The 24,790-nt window shown below is 50.2% G+C and carries 13 protein-coding genes; 9 read left to right on the top strand and 4 right to left on the bottom strand.

Annotated elements, in window-relative coordinates; translation table 11 throughout:
• Nucleotides 1-61 precede the first annotated feature (61 nt).
• The gene (locus ACJJI0_RS13695; RefSeq protein ID WP_252083631.1) at nt 62-982 is read right to left on the bottom strand and encodes a LysR family transcriptional regulator; all 921 of its coding nucleotides are present in this window, start codon (nt 980-982) and stop codon (nt 62-64) included.
• A 206-nt stretch (nt 983-1,188) separates the two neighbouring features.
• Here ACJJI0_RS13695 and ACJJI0_RS13690 point away from each other — a divergent pair, with 206 nt between their 5' ends.
• The 6 genes from ACJJI0_RS13690 to ACJJI0_RS13665 all read left to right on the top strand — a co-directional run bounded on the left by ACJJI0_RS13690 (nt 1,189) and on the right by ACJJI0_RS13665 (nt 17,826).
• Nucleotides 1,189-2,634 (top strand): NAD-dependent succinate-semialdehyde dehydrogenase, encoded by a 1,446-nt coding sequence (locus ACJJI0_RS13690; protein ID WP_444883023.1) that lies wholly within the window; start codon nt 1,189-1,191, stop codon nt 2,632-2,634.
• 130 nt (nt 2,635-2,764) lie between these two features.
• Nucleotides 2,765-4,078 carry an omega-aminotransferase AptA gene (gene aptA, locus ACJJI0_RS13685; RefSeq protein WP_252083630.1) on the top strand — a complete coding sequence of 438 codons (1,314 nt, stop codon included), beginning with the start codon at nt 2,765-2,767 and terminating at the stop codon, nt 4,076-4,078.
• Between the two features lie 2,238 nt (nt 4,079-6,316).
• A complete protein-coding gene (locus ACJJI0_RS13680) occupies nt 6,317-15,934 on the top strand; it encodes an RHS repeat-associated core domain-containing protein (protein WP_444883022.1) in 9,618 nt (3,205 codons plus the stop codon).
• 12 nt (nt 15,935-15,946) lie between these two features.
• A complete protein-coding gene (locus ACJJI0_RS13675) occupies nt 15,947-16,252 on the top strand; it encodes a hypothetical protein (protein WP_444883021.1) in 306 nt (101 codons plus the stop codon).
• A gap of 670 nt (nt 16,253-16,922) precedes the next feature.
• A complete protein-coding gene (locus ACJJI0_RS13670; RefSeq protein WP_252083626.1) occupies nt 16,923-17,354 on the top strand; it encodes a hypothetical protein in 432 nt (143 codons plus the stop codon).
• Nucleotide 17,355: 1 nt separating this feature from the next.
• A complete protein-coding gene (locus tag ACJJI0_RS13665; protein ID WP_252083625.1) occupies nt 17,356-17,826 on the top strand; it encodes a hypothetical protein in 471 nt (156 codons plus the stop codon).
• Nucleotides 17,827-17,889: 63 nt separating this feature from the next.
• Here the strand turns inward: ACJJI0_RS13665 and ACJJI0_RS13660 are convergent, their stop codons facing one another.
• Nucleotides 17,890-18,057, bottom strand: a complete 168-nt coding sequence (locus tag ACJJI0_RS13660) for a hypothetical protein (protein ID WP_252083624.1) — start codon at nt 18,055-18,057, stop codon at nt 17,890-17,892.
• A 117-nt stretch (nt 18,058-18,174) separates the two neighbouring features.
• Between ACJJI0_RS13660 and ACJJI0_RS13655 the strand changes: the two genes are divergently transcribed.
• Together ACJJI0_RS13655 and ACJJI0_RS13650 are read left to right on the top strand one after the other, a co-directional pair.
• Nucleotides 18,175-19,437, top strand: coding sequence for a hypothetical protein (locus ACJJI0_RS13655; RefSeq protein WP_444883020.1), 1,263 nt, complete (start codon nt 18,175-18,177; stop codon nt 19,435-19,437).
• Nucleotides 19,438-19,806: 369 nt separating this feature from the next.
• A complete protein-coding gene (locus tag ACJJI0_RS13650) occupies nt 19,807-20,127 on the top strand; it encodes an RHS repeat domain-containing protein (RefSeq protein ID WP_353505493.1) in 321 nt (106 codons plus the stop codon).
• A gap of 599 nt (nt 20,128-20,726) precedes the next feature.
• On the opposite strand, the gene ACJJI0_RS13645 is transcribed toward ACJJI0_RS13650, so the two are convergent.
• On the bottom strand, nt 20,727-21,023 hold the full coding sequence (locus ACJJI0_RS13645) for a helix-turn-helix domain-containing protein (RefSeq protein ID WP_252083621.1): 297 nt from the start codon (nt 21,021-21,023) through the stop codon (nt 20,727-20,729).
• Between the two features lie 267 nt (nt 21,024-21,290).
• Here ACJJI0_RS13645 and ACJJI0_RS13640 point away from each other — a divergent pair, with 267 nt between their 5' ends.
• Nucleotides 21,291-21,872 (top strand): HdeD family acid-resistance protein, encoded by a 582-nt coding sequence (locus ACJJI0_RS13640; protein ID WP_444883019.1) that lies wholly within the window; start codon nt 21,291-21,293, stop codon nt 21,870-21,872.
• A 127-nt stretch (nt 21,873-21,999) separates the two neighbouring features.
• On the opposite strand, the gene ACJJI0_RS13635 is transcribed toward ACJJI0_RS13640, so the two are convergent.
• Complete coding sequence (locus ACJJI0_RS13635) at nt 22,000-24,735, bottom strand: M1 family metallopeptidase (RefSeq protein ID WP_444883018.1); 2,736 nt, start codon at nt 24,733-24,735, stop codon at nt 22,000-22,002.
• Between the last annotated feature and the right edge of the window lie 55 nt (nt 24,736-24,790).

Genomic DNA, 24,790 nt, shown 5'->3' with positions numbered 1-24,790 from the left:
GGTCTTTCGTCTGGGAAGCAGTAAGCTAGACCAATTTAGGCTACTGTGGCTTTGCCGGTAGTTAGTTTTTAATTACTAAAGCCCGCAAAAATAGCTGCACAGCTGGGTGGTCTGCTGCATTCTTTTTAAAAGTGGCAGCATTCTGAATGCGGTAGTGAAAACGCTCGGCCAGTAGCGGCTTCAGTTTGCCGCACGCCACATATTTTTGTGCGAGATAATCCGGTAGAAAGCCCACAAAACAGCCGGATAGAATCATCGCGAGCCTTGCGGCCATGTGGTTAGCGGTGGAACGGTTGGGAAATAATCGGTAAAGGTGAGCCGCGCCAGAGAGCACGGCATGACTGGGGGCTGCCAGTTCCTGCTGAGTAAGTAATTCCTCGCTGACCTGATCCGCTTGGGCACATGGGTGTTGGGCGCCACAGTAGAGTGTGGATTGGTGGTGGAATAGCGGCTGGTATTCCAAGCCTGGTCGACGTGTGTGCAAGGGGTTAATCCCCACATCGGCGCGGCCGGCGAGTATCTCCAGCTCCAGTTCCTGGGGAGCGGCAAGTTGTACCTCCAGGTGTAGCTGGGGGGCCTGTTGGCGAAGGTGGGCAATGGTTGCCGGTAGATCCAGTTGTGGTATCTCCAGCACATCGTCTGGCATCACCAGACGCAGATTTCCGGTGAGGTGAGACTGAATGGCATTCACCTGGCTTTTAAAGGCCTCCAGATGGCCATCCAATTCGAGGATGGCCTCGAAGAGTGACTCCCCCTCAGGTGTCAGTTTGAAGTCGGCACGACCGCGGGAGCGCAGGCACAATTGCATACCCAGGCGGGCTTCCAGGTCGGAAATATGTACGCTAATGGTGGAGCGGCCGATATTGAGGGCCACCTCTGCAGGCGCCAGGCCACCGGCGCGCACCACTTCACGGAAAACTCGTAACAGGCGAAGGTCTATATCGCTGAGGCGCCCGCCCAAGGCGCTTTTTGTCTTGCCCATCTGCCGATTTATCCCGTGTTATTTGAGTTAGTTTGCCGTAGCTTAGGCACTGCCCGCGGAGTGGGGATTGGGGTGGACAAGCCACTTCACCCTTAAGTTTGATAAATATAAACTTTAGTTCGAAAAATACTACTATTCTCCCTGGGCTGCTGCGGCCAGAATCGCCGCAATACCATTAATAACAGTAAATTATCAGGAGTTTTCCGGTGGAACTGGCGAATCCAAACCTGTTGAAGTCTCAGAACTATATCGATGGAGAGTGGCGGGATGCTGCGGGTACCGCAGAGGTGCGCGATCCGGCCAATGGCGAAGTACTGGGCTTAGTGGCCGATGGTTCAGCGGAGGATGCAGAGGCGGCGGTAGCAGCTGCGAGCGCCGCCTTCCCGGAGTGGAGCCGCCGCACCGCCGGCGAACGTGCTGCCATCCTCAAGCGCTGGTACCAGCTGATTATGGATAACAGCGATGATTTAGCGCGTCTCCTCACTTTCGAGCAGGGTAAGCCTCTGGCAGAGGCCAAGGGGGAAATTATTTATGGCGCCTCTTTTATCGAGTGGTTTGCTGAAGAGTGTCGCCGAGCCTACGGCCAGACGATCCCTACCCACAATCCGGCGATGCGCCTGAGCACCATTCGCCAGCCGGTAGGTGTGGTGACCTGCATCACTCCCTGGAACTTCCCCAACGCCATGATTACCCGCAAGGCGGCGCCGGCGCTGGCAGCCGGCTGTACCGTGGTGATCAAGCCGGCACTGGAGACTCCACTGTCCGCATTGGCGTTGTGCCAGCTGGCAGAGGAAGCGGGTCTTCCCAAGGGCACCATCAATGTGGTGACCGGCAGCGATTCACCGGGCATCGGCAAGGTACTGACCCAAGACCCGCGCGTGGCCAAATTTACCTTCACCGGCTCCACCGCTGTGGGCAAGCTGCTGATGGCGCAGTGCGCCAGTACCGTGAAGAAGATGTCCATGGAACTAGGCGGCAATGCGCCCTTTATCGTATTCGACGATGCGGATATGGAGACGGCAGTGCAGGCCTGCGTGGCGACCAAATTCCGCAACGCCGGCCAGGTGTGTGTGGCCACCAATCGCATTTATGTGCACGAGTCGGTACACGATGAGTTTGTGGAAAAGCTGCGTGCCGAAGTGGCCTCACTGAAAATCGGCCATGGCTCCGAAGAAGGTGTCAGCATGGGGCCGATGATTTATCGCCGCGCGGTGGATCGGGTACAGGACCTGGTACAGGATGCGGTAGAAGCCGGGGCGAAAATTGAGATTGGCGGTGAGCAGCTGCCCAATGGAGAAAACTATTTCGCGCCCACCCTGCTGACCGGCGTCACAGATGCTATGCGGGTGGCTCAGGAGGAGAACTTTGGTCCCATCGCCGCAGTACAGAAGTTTACCGATGAAGCCGATGTGATCCGCCGTGCCAACGATACCCCTTACGGTTTGGCTGCCTATGTGATGAGCGAGAACATTCGCCGCGCGAACCGTGTGGTGGAAGCGCTGGATTACGGCATGATTGCCTGTAACACCGGGGTATTCTCCACCACCGTAGCGCCTTTTGGCGGCAACAAAGAATCCGGTATCGGCCGCGAGGGCGGTGTCGAAGGCATGGCCGAATTCTACGAAACCAAATACTGCTGCTTCGGCGCCTGATTTTTAGTTTCGAACGGCAGTGCCGTGCGCTTGTCTGAGATTGCACAAGCGCCTGAAAAAATTCGTGGGAGTCGCTGGCTCCCCAATGTAAATATTTTGAAGTTTCAGGGAACTTGCGGAGATATAGTTTATGTCTGAAATGCCAACCAACGCTTTCTGGATGCCATTTACCCCCAACCGCACCTTTAAATCTGCCCCGCGGATTGTTGAGCGCGCCGAGGGTATCTACCTTACCGAAAAAGGTGGTCGCCAGATTATTGATGCCACCGCCGGTCTCTGGTGCAGTAATGCCGGTCATGGCCGCACAGAAATTGCTGAAGCCATTTATCACCAGGCGAAAACCCTGGATTACAGCTCCATCTTCAATTTTGGTCACGAGTTGGGCTTTGAATACTCCGAGCGCTTGGTAAAGCACACTCCCGATGGCCTGGACCATGTATTTTTCGGTAACTCCGGTTCCGAGGCTGTAGAGACCGCGCTGAAAATTGCTCTGCAATACCAGCGTGCGCGTGGCAAGGGCACTCGCACCATGTTTATCGGTCGCGAAAAGGGCTACCACGGGGTGAACTTTGGCGGTATTTCCGTGGGCGGTATCGCCCCCAATTACCAGGGCTTTGGCCAGCCGGTGAAAGCCAACCATATGCGTCACACTCTGGATATCGAGCGCAACGCCTTTAGTCGCGGTTTGCCGGAGCACGGTATAGAGCTTGCGGAAGACCTGGAACGCCTGGTGGCTTTCCACGGTGCCGATCAAATTGCTGCGGTCATTGTCGAGCCGTTTGCCGGTGCCGGTGGTGTAGTACTGCCACCCAAAGGTTACCTGAAGCGCCTGCGCGAGATCTGTGACAAGCACGATCTGCTGCTGATTTTTGATGAGGTGATTTCCGGTTGGGGCCGCACCGGTTCCGCTTTCGCTTCTATCGAGTTCGATGTGACTCCGGATATGATCACCTCCGCGAAAGGTATTACCAATGCGGCGGTGCCTTTGAGTGCGGTGTTTGTAAAAGACGAAATTCATAACACTGTTATGAATGCAGCCGCCGAAGGTATGGTGGAATTTTTCCACGGTTACACCTATTCCGCACATCCAGTGGCCTGCGCTGCGGGTATGGCGACTCTGGATATTTACGAGCGCGAAGGTCTGCTCACGCGCGCGTCTGGTGAAATCGGGCAGCACTGGGAAAATGCCCTGCACAGCCTGGCGGATATGGACAATGTGATCGATGTGCGTAACTACGGCCTGGTTGGTGCTATCGAGCTACGTGCCCCTGAAAACCTCAAAGGTAAGTTCGGAGGCAAGGCTTCCCTTATGGCCTGGGAATCTGGGGTAATGGCGCGTGGTATCGGCGATGCTCTGTGTATGTCCCCACCGCTGATTATCGAAAAACACGAGATCGATGCGATTGTGGATAAACTGCGCGGTGTGATCGGCGAGTTGGCCTGACTCATACCCTCCGCCGGCAGCCTTATGGCTGCCGGTTGTCTTCATTTATGTCTAGAAAACTCAAAGAGTACTAACCTGTCAGTAACATCGGTTAAATTCACTGGTTCTCTCCGCTATCGTAACTATCTCCAAACTACGTTTGACCGACGTATGATGGGGCCTTTATGGGCAAGGGTCGCAAGCGGACATTGGCAGAACACTTGGAAGGAGGGTTTCATAAGGCTGCTGCCAATAACAAAGCACTATCAATAGAAGACTGATTGTGCTTGAAATGGTGAAGGGCGTTACCCTAATTGGCATTGACACCAAGCAAGTTTAGCCCACTCTGACTCACCGGTTTTATATGAAAAGCTCTTTTAGGCTGGAAGCTGGTATAAAGCCCACCAACGGACACTAAAGGTTTTATCGGTATCCGAAGAGAGAAGGCCGAGAGCTCACTTTAGCCTGCCCAATCTGGCCTCCCCAAATTGTTACCCCTTTACTCCCAGGTCCTAAGGTTTGTACTGTTCTTCGAAAATTCTGCTTGTGGGATTCTATATTTGGGCCTTCGTTTTATCCGCTGCTCCCATTGATCTGTAGTTGGGATATAAAGCGATGCTGAATTAGCCGTGCTTGTAAAATAGTCTTGTAAGGTGTCGATGACGTTCTCTTTTTAAATTATTGTTTCCGGAGGAAAAACTTCACTACTCCTTATTATTTTGAAGTTGCTCCTAGTGCTGGTTAATTTTTCTTAATGGCGCGTTGCTATAAAAATTTGTTTCACTGGCTTTGGAAAGCCTAAAGAAAATAAGCGTGATGAGGACTGACTGAAGCTGGTTTTTATCAGGGGGTTGCCGTGTACATTGGAGTTAAAGACATTTCGGGGCAGTTTTTGGAGGGAGATAAGGGGCCTGGTTGGTATTTTAAGATTATCGTGCTCTCAACATTTTGAGAGTGAGAGTGAGAGTGCGGTTTTTACATGTCTGTTTATATTCTATTTCTTCTTTTATCGAGATATTAGATCACTCAAGTAACACAAAGTATCTACCTGTCCTGCCAGCCTAAGATGTATATCTTTTCTTTTGTTTACATATGTGGATGGAAGATAGTGCATGCAGTGAATTAAAATATGAAGACGTACTTTATATTATTTACTGCTAGCCCTCCGTATGGATGTATTTCCTTGTAGAGCAATAGACCAAACCTATTCCGTTTCGTTTTCTTGATCTCATGTTGAGTATTTCTTTGATGTTTCTAAGCCTTTGTTTGCTCCTGCCGTATTTGGGTTTTTATCTGTTCAGTGAGGCGAAAAGTCCTATACAGAAGGTAGCTGGTCCGTCTGCCTCTACTGGTATTAAGCCAATGCGAGCAACAATAGTTGCTTCTGTGGTAATTCTGATTTTTTTCTTTTTGGGGGGAGGTTCCGCTAATGCAGCAGTTTATACAAGCACAACCAGCTCTACAGGCACACATAAGATTAGTTGGTCTTATAACTCATCAGCTGAATACTATTCGATCAATGTCCGAAGGGGATCGACACTAATTGGTACCTATCATGTATCAAACGTTACTAGTAGGACCTTCTCTCATACAGAAAATGGAACATACACTTACTCAGTTACCGCAGTTTATAGCGAAGTTTGGAACCCAATTATCCAGGAGTGGGTAGCTGGTGGGCTGTCATCGCTAGGTGATGTTAGCGTAACAGTAAAGGTACCTGTGCCTGGTATTCCCAGTTCAGTTTTAATACCCAAAACCGATAATAATGGTGAGTTTACAATTTCCTGGGGTACTGCTAGTGGCATTGTTTCTCGATATGAATTGAGAGAAAAGAAAAACTCAGGCTCATACGTGGCAGTTTATTCTGGTACAGCAAGGAGCAAGTGGCTAAGTGGACGGACTGATGCTGTTTATAACTATGCTGTTAGGGCCTGTAACGCTTCAGGATGCGGTGGTTGGAGATATGGTGGGAATACCCTTACGGTAAGACGAAGGCCTGGCACACCAGGAACACCAAACAACCCAACAACTAGCCTGAATGGTTATTATAGTATTAGCTGGTCAGCGGCTTCCGGCACAGTTTCCTATTATGAGCTGCTTGAGAGTAGTAACAATGGTTCCAGTTGGACAAGTCATAACACCGGCACCTCCCGCAGCTTCTCGGTAAAAGATAAGGGCCAGGGCACTTATTTATATAAAGTAAGAGCCTGTAACACCCATAGTTGGTCTTGTACAACGGGTGGACAGAAACAGACAGCTGTGAACTACCCTTCAGCAGGTACTGCACCGACAGCCCCCTCAACACACGCCGCTTCAAAGGTTGCAATCACTTGGTCATCCCGGGTCGGTAATGCCTTCTTTTTGAAGGAGAACCAAAGTGGGCGCACCTGGGAGGTAAAAGGGCCGACTACTCGTATAGAGATTAGTGCTCCATCGAGTGATGGGCAGTACACATACTCTTTAAAATCCTGCATGGTGTTCAGTGAAGGCGGTGGCGCCTCTCCAGAATATAACTGTGGTAATTACAGTAGCGCCAGTAATGTGATGCTCTATCGCAAGGTGCCGGGCAGTGCTCAAGCCCCCACGCTTTCCTCAACGCAGAGTAGCAATGGCGAAGTCAACCTTACTTGGGCTAAGCCTTCAGGTAATGCCACTTATTATTATCTCGAAAAAGAAAAGCAAAATAGTGGCTCCTGGTTGCGTATTGGGACCTCACAAACGGATCTCAGTGAGCCTGTTAAGGGTTTAACTGATGGCGAGTGGAAGTTTAGAGTGCTTGCCTGTAATGGATACGATTGGTCTTGTAACACGAGCTCTGAAAGTAAAGAGCTGAAAGTACGGACACCTCCGGGCACCCCTGGAATTCCAACGATGAGTAGTGGTGGGTCAAACGTCGTTAGCTGGAGCCAGCCTGCTGGAGCGATTAGTGCCTACCAGTTAAGAAGAAAGGTTTTTGATGGTCCTTGGGAGCTGGTGTATTCCGCCAATAAGACTTTTTATCCTGATAGTGATTTAAGGACTGGTACTTGGTATTACCAAGTGAGAGCGTGTAATGATTTTGCCTGCTCAGCTTACTCAGCCTCTGCAGAGATTGTTTATGATGGAGGCGCTTCGAACTCCAGTATTTCTGGCCCTGTTTTAGCGACAGATTACACATTGTTCTGGACAAATTTAGCGGACTCTGTGCGCATCAGTGAACGGGGGCCGGGGGAAACGGCTTATCGTGCTTATCTCAGGTTGCCAACCCAGGAGTCGATCGGTGGCCCGATTGAAGATCGAGGAGAGGGAGAGTATCAATATCTACTGGAGCACTGCCATAGCGATGGAGCAATAATTTATGGTTGCACCGGGACTCTGGGCAGTAAAGTTGTCAAGCGCTTGAATGCTCGCACAGCCGCTATCAATCCCGAAGTCAGTACGAATGGCCAATATACCGTCTCTTGGGATCCCGCGCCGTTTACGATTGATCACTACCAATACCGGGTTAACGCTGGCCCTTGGCAGGATATCAATACCAATAGCGTTACCGTGACTCAATCAGAGTCTGGCCGTTATGGGTACCAGGTGCGAGGCTGTATCAGTGGCGATTGTTCTACCGCGGGGGTTACATCCTTCGTAGACGTGATACTAGCGCCTGCTGTTCCGCGCACTATTGAAGTCGAGGCTGGCTCTAGCGCGGATGAAATCTCGGTTTACTGGGAAGCGGGAGAGGGTAACAACGACGAGTTTGTACTCGAATTAGAAACGGCTGATGGTGCCTGGGAAGAACAGTATCGCGGAAGTGCTTTAACGGCGACAGTCGCAGGCGTTAGTGCAGGCCGTTACGTCTTTAGAGTCAAGTCATGCAATGTGGAGCCTGCGGGGAGGGCATGCAGTGGTTGGCGTACCTCGTTGACTTACCAGCACCCACTGTTGTTCCTTTCTCCGAGTATTTCTACCGATGGTAAGTTCAGCCTCAGTTGGAGTTTTGGCGGCGGTACGGCCAAGGTTCGAGTGGTATCCAGCCAAGTAAAAAATGGCTCTAACTACATGTGCGAGGGCGCTGAAGGTGGATGTCAGGTTGGCCCTTTTTTAAAACCAGGACAAATTTCTTTCCACCTTGAAGCTGCCCATGCCCAGGCGAATGAAAATTCGGAGTGGGTATCACTGCCTCTTGGAGGCGAAGAGCGTGTCTACGGTAGGATTATCTATCCTCCGGTTAAAGCGATAGTTAGCCTTGAACACGGAGAGACTGACTATAAAGGATATGATTGGGACGGAAATTACTCTTTTCAGATTGCCGAAAACCCAGGGGACTTTATTGAATACTGGGAATATCAGGAGTCTGCCACGGGCGACTTTAACAGCGCCGTGACCCAGACCCTTGGGGCATCATTTAGCGGAAAAGAGGATGGAACCTATTACTATCGTGTTCGCGGCTGTAATAGTTATTTTGACTGCGATTTGAGCGCCTGGAGTGATACCGTAAAAGTTCAGGTGTGGCATGTGCCACTACCGAGTGCCCCAACAATTGAACCACTTGAAAATAGTACTTCGGGCAACTACAGCGTTTCCTGGCGCTATCAAGCGGGTCAGTACCTGGATGCTCCCCATGGAACCTTTGTGCTCAAGGAAAATGGCAAGGTTGTTCTGGGAGAGGACGGTGACTCCTCCTCGACGACCTATACGGTTAACGGCAAGGATGACGGCACTCACAGTTACCAGGTTGAAGCTTGTAACCCTAGAGCCTGTTCCGGCTATTCCTCGGCCGAATCACTACACGTGGCCCATAGGCCGGGATCTATAGAGTCCATTAGTGCGACCCCAGCGGTGATCTACGATGGCAAAGTGGAAGTGATCTGGAGTAATCCAGCCAATAGAGTCGTACAGTTTTATCTGGAGCAGGGCAGTTACGATGTAGATTCAGGGCAAACTGCCTGGACGAACGATAGTATATCCAGCGGTCAGCAGGTTGATCCTCAGGTTTTAGACCAAGCTATTCTCAGCTACCGAGGCGCCGGTAATACGACCGCCATCGCCGGTCTTGAGAACGGCCAATATAAATTCCGGGTTTGGGCCTGTAATAAACAGGGCGATTTCGAAGTTTGTAATGGTCCGACCGAATCGCAACCGGTGAAGGTTGTTAATAACCAGAACCCAAGCCCCCTTCCTTCGGGGGAGGCACCGTCAGCGATCAATATCCCTTCAGCAGCCAGTTCAGAGGTGGTGGCTTCTGACTTGGTGGGTGAAACCGCCGGGCAATTTAGAGTGACAGAATCGGGAACGCCATCCTATTCAATACCGATTCTTACCGGGCCAGCTTCCGGTGATGTTGCTCCGAAAATTGCGCTCAGTTACGCGGGATCGGGTGGTAATGGACCTGCTGGTGTAGGCTGGGGTATCTCGGGCCTTTCAACCATTATTCGCTGCCGGATGACGCGGGAACAAGATGGGTTTGATAATGACCTTTCGCTTGGATTGGGAGACCGCTTTTGTCTGGATGGCCAGCGACTGGTGGCAACCTCTGGGGCTTACGGTGAAGCTGGCACCGAATATCGAACAGCGGTGGACTCATTCACACTGGTAACACAGTTCGGAGACCGTAATGGCCCGGACTATTTTGAGGTGCGCCGTAAGGATGGCTCAATCTCCTATTATGGTGTAACGACTGACAGCTATTTGACTGGTGTTGGCAGGAATAGTGCAGTGAAGTTGATGTGGGCCCAGTCGACTTTCAGTGACAGTGTCGGTAACACGATTTCTTATCACTACCAAAAAGATGTAGCAAAAGGGGAGCACCTGATTAATCGCATAGAGTATGCGAGCAACGATGGGGTGGCTGCCTCAAACCGTATTGAATTTCACTACAGTGATAGCAGAGCCGATACTTCTTCCGGTTATTGGCTTGGCACTGTCACCTCTCAAACCAAGCGCCTGGCTACCATAACCTCTTACTCTGAGAACAAAGAGCTTCGCACTTACAAGCTTGGCTATATCGCCAGTGCGAGTACGGGGCGATCCTTACTTGAATCTATTCAGGAGTGCGTGGGGGCAAATTGCCTGGCTCCGACCACCTTTAATTGGAGTCAACCAAATATTGGCTATGGCGATAAATCTGAAGATTTCACTAGCGGTAATCAAGATTTAACCGCTAGCTTCTACTCCCCGCGCTCAGCCGATGTGGACGGTGATGGACACGAGGATCTGACTTGGGTGCGTCGAAATAGTAGTGGCAGTGATTACTTCGTTAGCGTAGCAACTGCAGAAAGCTATCTTGGCAACTATCGCCTGAATTATGTGGATGCGGGGGATATAAAATTGCCCAAAAACCACGTTGATCAGCCTATGTCTTGGCACTTGGCGGATTACTTTGGCACAGGGAAGTTGGACCTCATTGTTGCTACCGATAGCAACTGGAAAGTACACCGTTATTCAGGAGCAGGTTTTTCCAGCACGCCGATCGATACTGGGATACCAGCCAAGGGTACAAGCAATTCCCTTTTACAAGATATTGATGGTGACGGTCTCCCAGATTTGGTGCGTCTTGTTGCTGGAGTGCCCGGAGGGGATTTGCCCAAGCTGGTTATTCATTCCATGCAGCGTGACGGTGTCGGTGGGTACCGATTCAATCCAAAAGAGAAGACGTTCCCACTGGTGTTTGGGGATTCCCTGGAGAAATTGGGTGATATTGAGAGTGGAGACTTCTGGCCAGATATTAGCCTGGCCGGCACCCGCTTAGCCGACTTTAATGGCGACGGCCGTGTCGACCTGTATGCGAGAATTCATTGGAAGTGTACACCAGTTGGACGGATAGACGGGGTCTGTGATTCCACCAACGACACACACCTATGGATGCTTCTCCATACGGAAGGTGGAAGTTTTGTTGAAACCAGTTGGGGCGATTACGAGATAGCTTATTCTGCTGATCCCAGTGGTTCAGAATTATTGCCTGCAGATATCAACGGCGATGGTTTAACCGATTATTTATATAAAAGCAAAGCACAGGGAAATTGGTATGCGAATATCAATACTGGCTTAAGATTTATTGCTAGTAATCATACGATTCCCGCTGGCCAACCTATAGCTTTCACCGATTACGATGGCGATGGGGTGCTCGACATGATGGCTGTCGACACTACCCTGAGCACCCCTAAGATGGTACGCCACTATTGGGATGGAGACCGCTTTGAGCGTGAGGAACTGTTTGCAGCACCTGGATATGATTTTTCCCCTCAAGCTGATCGTAACTATGCGCACTTCTTTCTGGACCTGGAGGGGGATGGGTTCGCTAGTCATATGCAGCTGAGCTACAGCAATAGCGGAAAACATGGCGATATTGTGGCTTACCATGATTCTGGTAACAACCTAATGCCCACGGACGAAATCACCAAGATTACCCATGGGCTGGGTTCGGTGACTGATATTCACTACCGTAGAATGAATTTACCGGGGGTTTCAACAGAGCATACTTACACCAAGGGCACCGGCGCCGCAGCCCTGGAGTTTGGCAGCGGCTCCGGTATTGTAGATCTGATTGCTCCGAGCTTTTTGGTCTCCCGAGTTGAGAGCACGGCGCCGATTGCGGCCGATACCAATCATCAGGTTGCAGTGTCTTATAAATATGAGGCGGCCCGAATCCAGGCTGGTGGACGCGGTCATCTCGGTTTCGAGAAAGTTTCCTCTATTGATGAGCAAACAGGGGTGGTAACTACCACCGTGTATCGCCAGGATTATCCGTTTGTTGGCATGCCGGCGAGTACAGCCAAGTGCCTGGAGCCTACGAAGCTGGTGAGCTGTGAGATTGATGATCCGTCTTCAAAACTGATCTCTACAGCGGTGAATACGCTGGATAGTTTTGTACCGGTACCGGGAACCGTTTTACCTTATGTGCGTACCGCCACCGAAACCAGTTTTACTCTGAACCTGGAAAAAGCACAGAAGACGGTTACCACAACGACCTACAACTCAGGTGATGATCGTAAATTCGGCAATATCTCTTCATTGCAGATTGAAAATTATGATGGCCTAGATCGGCTTCTATTCAGAAAAACCACTCAGAATACCTATGACAACAATGCTGAGCTCTGGTATCTGGGACGTTTGACTCGTACGGAGGTGACAACCACTAAGCCATTGACTGGATTACCCTCGGAAACCCGCGTATCGGCCTTTACCTATGATCCTGACAGTGGTCTGCTCAACAGCGAAACCGTTGAACCGGATAACCCGGCTCTCTCGGTAACTACTGCTTATGGGTATGACAAATTTGGTAATAAAGTATCAGCGACATCAAGCGCTCAGGGAGAGCAGGATCGTACTACCAAGTGGCACTATGACACCGCAGGTCGCTACCTGGTTGCAGAAGAGAATGCCCTCGGGCAGGTAACATCCTTTGCCTCCAGCTTTACTCATTATGGTAAGGCGCAGGTCGTCGCCGATATTAATGGTGTACTCGCGGGTACCGCTTACTCCGATTTTGGTAAATCTTACTTTAAATGGGTTGAGACAGGAGCTTTTAACAAAACCCTGGCAGCGGATTGTGCTATCGCAGGCTGTAGCAATGGCCCTGCGGGCGCGGCTTATAAAATCACCACCACAACCTTCAATAGCAGCACTACAGTTGAGTATTTTGACAAGCTGGGGCGGCAGCTGCGCAGTAGCCGCACCGGATTTGCTGGTCGCTGGATTTTTGAAGACAAGGAGTACGATGAACTAGGCCGTGTTGATCGCCAGAGCCTGCCTTACTTTTCTGGTGATACGGCCGCTTGGACCAAGTTTGATTACGACTTGCTCGGGCGCACTGAGCATACCGATGTGCCCGGCAATCAGTGTGATATCACGGTCACTTACGACCAGCTGCAAAGTGACGGCACAGCACGCACCAGTACGACAACTTCCGGTGGCAGCGGCTGTAACCAGACCAAGTACCAGGATCGCAATGTGCTGGGTGAATTGCTGAAGGTGACGGACAATGCCGGCAATACTGTCACCTACCAGTACGATATCCAGGGCAATCTGACCCATACCACCACTGTGGATATGGAGCAGGGGGCCAATATTACAATCCAGCTCCATTACGATGCGCTCGGGCGCAAAGACTACATGGTTGATCCCGACAAGGGGCGCTGGGATTACATCTATACCGGATTTGGCGAGTTGCAGCGGCAGACCGATGCCGAAGGCAATTACCAGGAGATGCACTACGACGCCCTAGGTCGCATGATTTACCGGGAGGATCGCAAAGCTGGTGGCGCCCTGGAAAAGGCCACGCGCTGGTATTACGACCGCGACCCGGACTGCAGTAAAGTATCCTATGCTGCGGGCAAGCTGGTGTTTGTCGCCGAGAGCAGTGCGCCTATTGCCAGTAACTGTACCGTAGACTTTGACCAGCTCAGCTACGCCCGAATGCTTGGCTACGACTTTTATGCGCGACCGGAAGAAACCATCACCATCTTGGGGGATGCCGGTGCGGACGGCGATCACTGGCAGAAGCTGGAGTACGACCGCTTTGGTCGGGTGAAGCTCAGCTATGACGCTGCTAACGAGATGGCAGCGATCGATGCCTCCTATACCAAGGGCATCTGGAATCACTACCATCCGCAGTGGGGCTATATTACCGAAGTGACCAGCCCCGACTATATCGCAGGCAGCACAGGCCAGCGTTATTACCAACTTCAGGGTATGGATGCTCGCGGTAACAGTACCCAAACCCTACTGGGTAATGGTCTCACGGTTGTGCAGAATTATGATCCTGTCACTAACCGCCTGAAGAGTATCGACAGTGGCCTGATGCCTGGGCTGGGCAATGTGCAGAAGCTTCAGTTTAACTGGTTGGCCAACGGCAACCTGGACTATCGTCAGGACTACTCTGGCGAAGCCGGTTTGGAAAAAGCCCTGCGCGAGGACTTCAGCTATGACGGCCTCAACCGGCTTACTGGAGTATCGCTGAAAAGTGCCGATGGTAGCAGTCAAGTAGGAGTCGGCTATTCCACCAGCGGCAATATTCTCAGCAAAACCGGTGTGGGCAACTATCGCTACGGCGCCCAGTGCGCGAGCAGCTACGGCCCCCACGCGGTCTGTGAAACCGATAATGGCAGTGTCACCACCAGCTACCACTACGACAACAACGGTAACCTGATTGCGGATAGCACGGGCCGATCCCTGCGTTACAGCGTGTTTAACAAGCCGCTCAGTATCGATAAAGGCAACCACAGAACCCAATTCCGCTACGGCCCCGGGCGCGAGCGCTGGAAGCGCATTGATGATGCCAACGGCGCAGTGACGGAGACCCTGTACCTGGGCAATGTGGAAAAAGTCTATAAAAACGGCTCCACCGAGATCCGCCGCACGATTGCAGGGTTTGTCCTGACCACGGAAAAGTACGACACCGACTTGCGCCAGTGGCAGGCGGACAGGTTCGCTGGAAATCGCGAAGGCGAGCATGCAACGGATTACCTGAGCGGGACCAAAAACCGCTACCTGCTCAGGGACCACCTGGGCTCGCTGGATGCGGTGACGGATGAAGCCGGGCTGGTTATCGAGCAATTGAGCTTTGACCCCTGGGGTCAGCGGCGTAATGCCCAGGACTGGCAGAGTGCCCTGGACGGCGACGCCCTCAGCAATATCCTAGCAATCACGCCGCGCGGCTTTACCGGGCACGAATCCCTCGATGAGGTGGGTCTGATCCATATGAACGGTCGTATTTACGACCCGGTATTAGGCCGCTTTGTGCAGGCCGACCCGCAAATCGATGGGGCCACCAACAGCCAGGGGTACAATCGCTACAGCTATGTACGCAACAATCCCATGGCCTTTACCGATCCTACCGGCTACTGGTCGTTTGGTGAAAACCTTCCGCAGATTATGCAGGCCGTAGTCATGAATTACGCCTATATGAACCCGGTGGTATATGCGGCAGCCACCGCGATCTATGCCAAAGGTTCTGGAGCTTCAACTCAGCAAGCATTGATGCAAGGGTTCAAGGCTGCTGCAATCTCCTTCGCCTCAGCCAAAGCTTATGAAGCGATCGGCGATTATGGGGCGGCCAATAAGGTAGGGGCCAATGCCCCTGGGGCGGTGCAGGTTAGCAATGGAGTTTGGGCCTCTAAGGGGGTCTATGCCACTATGGTGATGGCACATGGTTTGGTGGGCGGTATAGCTGAGAAGTTGCAGGGCGGTAAGTTTGGGCACGGATTTGTCTCTGCGGCCCTCACCAAAGGGTTATCACCGGCGATCGGCAAGCTGCCGGGATCCATGCAGAGGCTTGCCAGTATGGTGGTTGGCGGTACCACTTCGGAGTTAAGTGGTGGTAAGTTTGCCAATGGAGCGATTACTGCGGGAATGCAGTATGCGATGAATTGGGATGGGGACCATGAGGATGCACAAAAGGGACCGACTGGTAATTTTTCTCCAGTACCAGGAACCTATTTTGATGAAAATGGTGTTCCAGTTACCGTTGGGGTCGGGCCGTTTGGTAACACAGTTAGCGCAGATGGTACGACAGCCTATAGTTTTGATTCTAATACTGGGACGTTAATTAATCCGATAGAGACCGGTACAGGTGGGCAGGTGTGCGCTATTGCTTGTCTAGCACCGATAGTAAAAGGTTTACAGCTACTACGCGGTAGTTACGTTTCCGTGACTTCCTGGGCGGGGGTAGGACAAACGGCTGATTTGGCTGCGGGACGTTGGGTTATGGTTGGCGGCGCAACACGTTGGAATTATTTCAAAACGATGCTTTGGGGGCCTCAAGTGAGAGGTGGGCAGCTTATATTAAGAGGTTACCGTCAGAATCCCTTCTCAAACTCTATTACTGGCACTTTACCTAGGTCACAAGTGAAGTGGCCCGCTGGGGCAGAGAAGTGGAGGGGGATATTTGGGCAACGGCAAATTAAATAGAGGATTTTTTATATGCTTTTTGTCTTTTATGTTTGCGCTGCCTTGTTAGCGTTGAAGTTGTTATGGAATTTAATAATTCCAATATCAGTAACTTTTTTTTGGTCGAAAGATGAACGTAAAAATAGAGGGGTGTCACTTGCACCGATTGAGTTTTTGATTCTTCTTGTAATAACTGCGCTTTCTTTTTTTGATGAGAGGCTGTCTATTTTAGGTGTAAATGGCTTTGCTTTATTTGGTGTTGGTGTTATTGCAATAGTGGCCACCTATGTATTCATATATATCTTTTTATGGTTATTTAAAGGGCGGTTTTCTGATTGAATTTTACTGAAAAGCAATTGCCGGAATCATCATAATAGTATGAAATCAAGACATCCATAGCTTAGAGAGCGGTGCACAGCCAGTTTCTGAACTCCTACAAAAGCCCCAAGGATAACTCCGGTGGGGCTTTTTATTTAACTGATCTGCCGCTTGGTATCCCAGCGCCGGGATTGATACTTGATGATCATCCCATCCAGCAACTCCTTGACGATCTCTTTCTCTTCTGTTGGCAGTTGGCTGATAGCTTCAAATTGCAGCCTTAGCTACTCATCCGGTCCACGCTCGTCTTCATCGAATACCAGTGAGTCAATGGTGATGCTCATGGCGATAGCAATCTTCTTTAGTGCCTTCAGGGAGGGCTGTGTTGCCCCCGCTTCGTTCTAGCCAACCACCAAGAGGGGCAAACGCCCCTCGGCTTTAGCCGCCTGTCGGCGGCCAGGCGCTGGCGCGCCTGCGCGGCTAAACAGAAAGGTCCGTTGCCTCAGGAAAAACATCCGGCTAAGGTAAAACCCGCGTCGGGGCAAAAAAATGGTGAAGAGCCAGTGGCGCCGGGAAAAATGGTTGTTAACTCGTTGATTGCGTTAGGAAAAATGGAAAGTTAAGGTACGACTGGCCTCGGGGTGATGTCTTTGCACAAAAGGGATCTAGGACCGCTTATGTTGGCGGTTTTATGGATGATAAAAATGAATTTGTTAAAAGCATGTATGAAGCTTATGGCAAAGAAGGAGATATATATTTCGAGCATCATCAGAAGAAAGAATTAGCTGCTTGGATTGATGAAAATAATTCTGAATATTCGCTAACAGTAATTGGTCATAGTTATGGTGGTAATTCTGCCGCAAGAGTAATCGCTGCTGGCCATCGTGTAGATCACCTAATTACAGCTGATCCTGTTGGTCGATTTAAACCTAATTTTACGAATGTAGCTCTATACTCGGAAACATGGACAAATTACGTGGCTACCGGTGGCGGTATGAATAGGAATAACCTTGTCGCTAGAGCTGGTGGTTGGTATGGGCATAAGCCGGAATGGTATGCAGATGCTCATATTCCAATTAATAAAGATCATGTGGAAATATGCTTCCAGTATTGTAGGCCTTAGTATGAAATTAGTTATTCATTGTCTAGTGGTTTTGGTTGTAGTTTATCCTATGGTAGGTTGTGGTGAAAAACAAATTGAACTATCAAACATTCGTATGGAAAAAATTGATCGCTTAGAAGCAAAAAAACTAATTCCTGACGATCAAAGATTACCTTTTAATGTTAGGCAGTCTGTTTCAATTTCAATTGTTGAATTCGATTTTGACAAAAAAACGCTAGAAGTCCTCCCTGAAGAGGGAGGGGTGCTTAAGGTGGAATTGCTTAGGTGTTTGAATGGTGAGCAGCGAGAAACATCATTTATTTATGCTAAAAAAATAAATGTCTCTCTGAGTACTAATAAACGGGAAGCACTTCTGCCGGTGGGTGAGGCGTACTTTTTTGTAGATAGTTCTTTGGTAGAAGATACTTGCTTTACGGTTGTATTTAAGAGTTTAAGTCGCACTACTAAGTCTACTATTTACAGGCTCCCTTAATCTGAAGCCTGTTTCTGGCCCCTCTTAAAAAGCCCCACTGGTGACCCCAGCGGGACTTTTTGTTTAACCGACTTGCCGCTTGGTATCCCATCGCCGGGATTGATACTTAATAATCATCCCGTTTAGCAACTCCTTGACGATCTCTTTCTCTTCTGTTGGCAGTTGGCTGATCGCTTCAAATTGCAGCCTTAGCTGCGCACCCTGCGATAAGTCGGCAAGGGTATGAATCATTTATTTATAGTGTTTGCCCTTTGTATTCCTATGACAATATGACTGAATTTTTTATACTAATGGTTCCTGGCTGACCATGATAATATTCGTAAAATAGTTTTTTTGTTGGAGATTTTTATGGTAAGAAAGAAAAATTTTTATAGTGTGGTCGCTGGTTTGTTTGGCCTGATTACACTTGCAAGTTGTGCCGGAAATGGAGTGAGGGAAATAGATAAGGATCTGATGCAGGGGTCATCGGTTCGTGTAATTTCTGGTGTTATGAATCGAGAAATTCAAGTGCAGCGTAACGCTCCAGATCACTATCCTTTATTTGCTTATTTTGATCATATTCCCCCAAATAAGGAAAACTATGATGCATCTTTAAAGGGCGAGCTTGGTGATGCCTTCTTATATATGGGCGCGCCTAAATTTCAGTCAAACACTAACTTAATAAAAGGTGAATCTATTGTATCTTTAGCGGCTTTTAGTTACTTTCCTGCTCATCCACTGTATCTTGCGGAAAGCCTTTTGTTTGAGGGGGCTCTTGATGAATACGTCAAATCTAGACAGAAGTGGATTCAAATATATTCTAAGAATCGTGCAGATATATCCTTTATTGAAAAGAATCTTCCTGAATTTTTAGGGGGTGAAGTAATGCATAAAACTTTGAAATCTTATCTCTCCACGAAAAGTTTATTTGGAAAGATGGATTTCCGAACTGCTGATTTTAGATACGGAAAACAGCTCAAGGGTAATGTAAAAAAAATTAAAGAAGATTTTCTTATAGTAGTAGATACCGGTTTTTATATAACAAATGACACTGCAGCTGTAGAATTGGTTTCTGAATATTACTTATATGAAACGCTAACTGGTAAGTTACTTCGTCAGGGAAAGGCTGTATATTTTTCAAATGTGTATGGTCGCCACCTCGTTCCTGTAACAAGTGATAGTCGTTCCAAAATCATAGGTAAAATTAAAAATAAGTATGATCTTGGTTCGGCTTCTGGAGTTACTGAAAGGGTGCAGCTTTCCAGTAAAATTAGAAAAGAAGTGCAGAGGTTGGATAAAAGATTAGAACTCGTTGGAGAAGAGCAAAGCCTTAAGAACTTGTGGACAGATAGTGATAGTGGAAAATTGAAGGCTGCCTTGCAAGAGGGCGTCGAAGAACTCTCGGCAATGATCTCTGCGGAGCTTGAAGGTACAGTATGTAAGGATGCCTCGTTAACAGCACGAATAGAAGAGGTGGAGCCAGATAACTTTCGTTGCTTGTTGTATGAGAATAAAGGCAGGCGGAGAGAGCGACTTTCTATAGGGCGCGAGTCATTATTGATATCTTATATAAATAATTGGTATCCGGCTTCTGCTCTCTACCTGGACTGGCGGCATATAGCAAATCCGTAACATCAGGGTAATAGGGGTGAAGGGATCTGTCAAAAATCATAAACTAGTTCGCTCAAAGTGAACATTCAAGATACCTACAGATTAGAGAGGAGGGTCAGTAACGTTGCTGACCCTTGCTTTAGCAACTATTCCTTTTTGGTTTAGCACTAAGAAGTGATGGCACAAAGAATGATTATGCTTCGGTTTCAAAACAGTAGTTTTAGAAAAAACCGAGGGAATAGTAGGGCGAAGTTAGGTCAAAATCAGCAGAGATAAATTCAGGGTACCCATAGATTAGTAAGTTATCGAGCAGTTGAGCTCTAAGCTCTGGGGCCAACGGCACAATGCGGGGGCTGGCGGAGTGCCATGAATTGAAATCCCCTCAATAATATCCTGGAAATCGCGGCGCGCAGCTTCACCAGGCAGGAGCACTTTGATCAAGCGGGCCTGATCCCTATGAAGGGTCGTATCTACAACCCAGTATTAGGCCGCTTTATGCAGGCCGATCCTCAAATCGATGGAGTCAGGGCTACAAATCGCTACAGCTATGTACGCGACAATCCCATGGCCCTTACCGATCTCACGGTTTACTGTTCGCTTGGTGAAAACCTTTCGCAGATTATACAGCGGGTAGCCAAGAATTATGCCTGTATGAACCTGGTGCCTTGTGTAGTGTCTTACACGATCTATGTAAAATGCTATGGAGCTTAGAACTTGCGGGCATTTAGGTTGCGGTGATTTCCTTTACCACTGCGAAAACTTCGAAGCTATCGGTGCAACCAAGTCTATTTGGGGGAAGCTGTTATTGTTTTTTTAATGGCTTATTAGGTGCCCAAATATGTATACGACTTTATGTCTTCGACGGCTGCTGCTTCGATGGCTTCGTCAGGGGTGATTAATGCATCGAGTGGTCTATATGGCACGGGGCTCCATTTTGAGGAACGTTTAGATCTTCAAGTTTTGTTAAAGTGCTCTGGTGGATAATGTAATTTTAGCTGGGTTACTGATACCTATATTTACTTTGGTAATTAATGTTAGTGGCTAGTATTTATTTTTTTATGAAGTGGGGATAAATTTTTATAGTTGTGTCATAGATATTTTTTATGGGTATTATTTCTATTTTTAGGTGCGCTGTCTTCAAATCGTTTTTTACGCTTAATGAAAAAAAGTGAAAATAATTAACTTTTAAAAAGTCCCACTGATAATCCCGGTGGGCTTTTTATTTAACTGGTCTGCCGCTTGGTATCCCAGCACCGGGATTGATATTGGATGCTCATTCCTTCCAGCAACTCCTTAACGACCTCTTTCTCCTACATTGGCAGTTGGTTGATAGCTTCAAATTGCAGCCTTAGCTGCTTGTCCGGTCCGCGCTCGTTTTCATCGAGTACCAGTGAGCCAAAGGTGATACTCATGGCGACAGCAATCGTCTTTAGCGCTTCCGGGGAAGGCTGTGTTGCCCCGGCTTCATAGCGCTGAATCTGATTGACATGCACCCCAATGGCGTCGGTCATCTGTTGCTGGGTCAGCTCGCGCTCACGACACGGGTTACTAAGTCTCTGTTGGATGCTCATCCGGCGATAGGTCCAGAGGCTGTTGAAGCGCCCCATATTCCCCTATCAACCAATAAGGGCCTAAGCCAGCTTCTTACCTGGCCTTCACTTTTACAAGATTTCTGCGCCTATTTGTCGTTAAGGGCTACACTGAAATTAGCGGCCTGCGGCGCGATCATAGTCTTTGCAGAGTCGACTATTTGGTCGCGGCCGTGGGCCGCCGCTCCCTTATTTTTGCTGGTTCCAGGGAAAATATGTTCGGCTCTGCAAGGCTTCACAGCCTGGCGCTTCACTCAATGCTGATCTGTAACCCGGGGACTGCTTATGTCCACTGATACTTCTCCTATCCCCGCCGGCCCCATATTGAAGGTGCTCTCCGCCAACTGGTGGTTACTGCTGTTGCGCGGTGTTATCGCGGTAATCTTCGGTGTGCTGACATTTATCTGGCCGGGGTTGTCACTACTCACTCTGGTTTTTCTCTTTGGTATCTATGCCCTGCTCGATGGTATTTTTTCTTTGGTGGCGGCAGTTATGGGGCGGCATGCGAGCACTCCTCTTTGGTGGCTGATTGTGTCCGGCCTGATCAGCCTGGCTGCGGGCATTGTGACTTTTATGTTTCCCCAGGTAACCGCTTTGGTACTGGTGATTTTTATCGGTGCCTGGGCATTGGTGCGGGGAATATTTGAAATTGTTGGAGCGATCCGACTGCGCAAGGAAATCGACAACGAGTGGTTGTTGATTGCGATCGGTGTACTCTCGGTAATTTTTGGCCTGGCAATATTGGTGAGCCCTGGAGCCGGAGCCCTGGCACTGGTATGGGTGATCGGGGCCTATGCCATTATCTTTGGCCTGCCCATGATCTGGCTGGCATTCCGCTTGCGCAAGCACAATAAAAGCGAAAGCTGAAAAAACTATCGAAGGGTACCGGTGCAATATTCGGGTGTCTGCACCGGTTATTGGTTGGAAGGTTTAGCGTGTACAGGGTGGGGAAATTTCCTCACCCTGTACGGGATAAATAACAAAAAATAGCGGCTTATTTATTTGCCAGCGCTACCGATTTTGGTAGAGCCTCCATCAGCGACTGGCCTTTTTCCTGCAATGCCATACACAACTGAATACGCTCTTCAGTCTGCGCTAGGCTGCGCTGGTAGCCGGGCGTCAGCTTGCCGTGCTGGGCGAATAGCTGCTGCAATTCATCCAATTGTTTTTTATCGCAGAAGGCATTGGCAAATGCGGGTGTATGGCGGCGGATCTGCGCGGGGATTTTATCCACAACCTGGACAAAATTATTGCGCAGCCAAGCCCAGTGTTGCTCCTGCACCAGCGGCTGCGCCAGGGCGTAGCGAATCATTGCAAAAGACTCCCGCGGACCCATCTGTTCGCTGAGTGCTAACTTTTGGATAGTCTCTATTTGCTTGGGGCTATTACTGCTGCCGATGGCATTGGCACTGGCGTTTTCAAAGCGTGGATCATCCAGCTCGGTGCGCACTTTAATCAGGTGTGTGAGGAAGTCCTCTCCGGCATCCTGGATAGCCACGGTCAGGGCGGCTTCGTACAGGTCGGAGTTCAATGTCTGGGGATCGCGCTCGGTGTTAAAGCCGGTAAAGGCTGTAGCCTTTTCCATTAACTGATTGCGGGTATCCGGGTCTTCTGCTACCAGTGCCATAAAACCGAGTAGGGCGCTGTGTAGCATTTGCTGGTCAGCATCTTCGCTGCTCGCGCTGTTGCTCAATAGTGGCAGATACAGGTTCTGGGCAAAGTTTAGGAAAGCCAAGCGCTCGGCATCGTCGAGATAATTATCGCGGTACTTACGCAGGTAGCGCAGAGGCATGGTAATTACCTGGCGCTTGTCTGCTTTCGCTGACTGGCGCACAACGTCGAGCAAGCGGGGAGCAGGTAGCTTACCGGCTTCGAAGGCAGCGAAGGCGCTGTCGATAATTGAAAGTTGCTCCGTAGGGGCGAACTGGGTGAAGCGCTCGGTAAGGGCCTGCCACTGGGGCTCGGGCAGGTTCCAGCGGTAGTAGCCGCTGCCCTGTGCGTTGGGCATTACCCAGCTGGGGCAGCTGCCTGCAGCGAGTTCCAGGGTCTCTTCTTTACCGGTCAGTATCTGACACTGCTGGGTGCCGCTGTCGCTGCTAAAGCAGAAGGGGATACTCCACTGCTGTGCGGTTGTAGCAATAGGGGAGCCAAGGGGTTTGTAGCGGCTCTGGGTGACATGCAGTTTGGCCTGGGCCGGAATGCTGCAGTCCAGGGCCAGCTCCAGTTGCGGTACACCTTTTTGTTCGACAAAACTGCGGAAAGTCTCTGTCAGTTCCGGGGTATTGGTTTCCTTCCCGATCACTTTGTAGAAAGAAGGGGAGTCTGCCTCACCACCGTTAAAAGCTTCCAGATAGCGGCCCAGGGCCGGACGGAATTTCTCCGCGCCGAAGTAGTTATCCACCATATTGATAACGCCCAGGCTCTTGGAATAGGTGATGGAGTCGTAGGCGTTGCGGATATTGTTGTTGTCGCTAACAGGCTCGCGAATGGCGCGGGTGCTGGCGAGGGAGTCCAACTGCATAGCGCCGATGGCGTAGGTGGCGGCGTTTAGGTCGTGGCCGCCCTCGGGTTCCATAATACGCAGGGCCAGTGGTTCGCCCCAGGTGGCGAAGCCCTCTTTTAGCCATAGGTCGTCCCACCAGGGGGGAGTCACCTGATTGCCAAACCACATATGCGCGATTTCATGGGCGTGTACCTCTACCAGAGCCAGGCGTGCGCCGGGAGCGGGGTTATCGCCCACCAGAATGCGTTGCTCGCGATAAGTGATGGCTGCAGACAACTCGGTGGCGCCACTGGGCCACTGGGGCGCGGCGATAATATCGAGCTTTTTAAAGGGGTAGGGGCGCTGCAGTTGATTCTCGAAGGTCTCCACCATTTTGGGGGTGATATCGAGGATGTAATTCATATCGCCACCGCGGCCCTGACGCGCAAAACCGCGCAGGGGGATCGGGTCCTTGCGGTACTTACTCGGTGGAATAGCTGCGCGCTCAACCACATCGAAGGGACCTACCGAGAGGGACAGCAGATAAGTGGACATGGGGGGAGTGGTGGCAAAAGTCACTTTCTCCATGCCGCCCGGCACAGTCTCGCGTTTTAATTCCGGCCCATTACTGATAGCGGCGTAGCCCTCGGGCACAGTGAGGCTGATGGAAAAGGGCGCCTTTAGGCCGGGTTCGTCGAAACCGGGCAGATATTTGCGCGCCTGGATGGACTCAGACTTGGCCAGGGCATAGGCATTGCCCTGCTCTTCCACTTTAAACAGGCCGGCCAGGTTGCGATCAAAGTCCGCGGCGTAATCCATCTGCAGAGTAAAACTGCCCGCCGGCAGTTGCTCGGAGAATTCAACCGTGGCGACGCCGCTGTCGAGGACCTCGCGGTAGCTGGCTTGCACCTCACGCCCGTCTGCCAGTTGCGCAGTGGCTTTGGTTACCGACAGGTTCTTGCCGTGCAACCAGATATGGTTGCCGGCCTGGTCCAGCTGAATGTCGATAGCGACACGGCCACTGAAAGTATCTTTGCGAGGATCGAGAGTCAGGTCCAGGTGGTAGGCGCTGGGCTTTACTCCTTGGGGAAGCTTGCCCTCAGGCGCTTCTCTGATGTCCAGGGCTGTCATTTGAGCGCTGGATTCCTGGTCGATTTTCTGCGGGGCCTTTTCCGCCGGGTTACACCCGGCGACTGTTACTGATAACAGCGCCGCGCTCAGCAGGGCGAGCGGTATCTTCTTGTTCATAGAGCGATGGGGTACTTGGCCAAAAAAAAGGCCATTGTACCGCTTTGGCGGAAAA

The organism is Microbulbifer mixtoriginis (SeqCode) (assembly GCF_052466695.1).
Note: the sequence above shows the minus strand (reverse complement) of the source record. Positions and strands in the feature narration are given on the sequence as shown.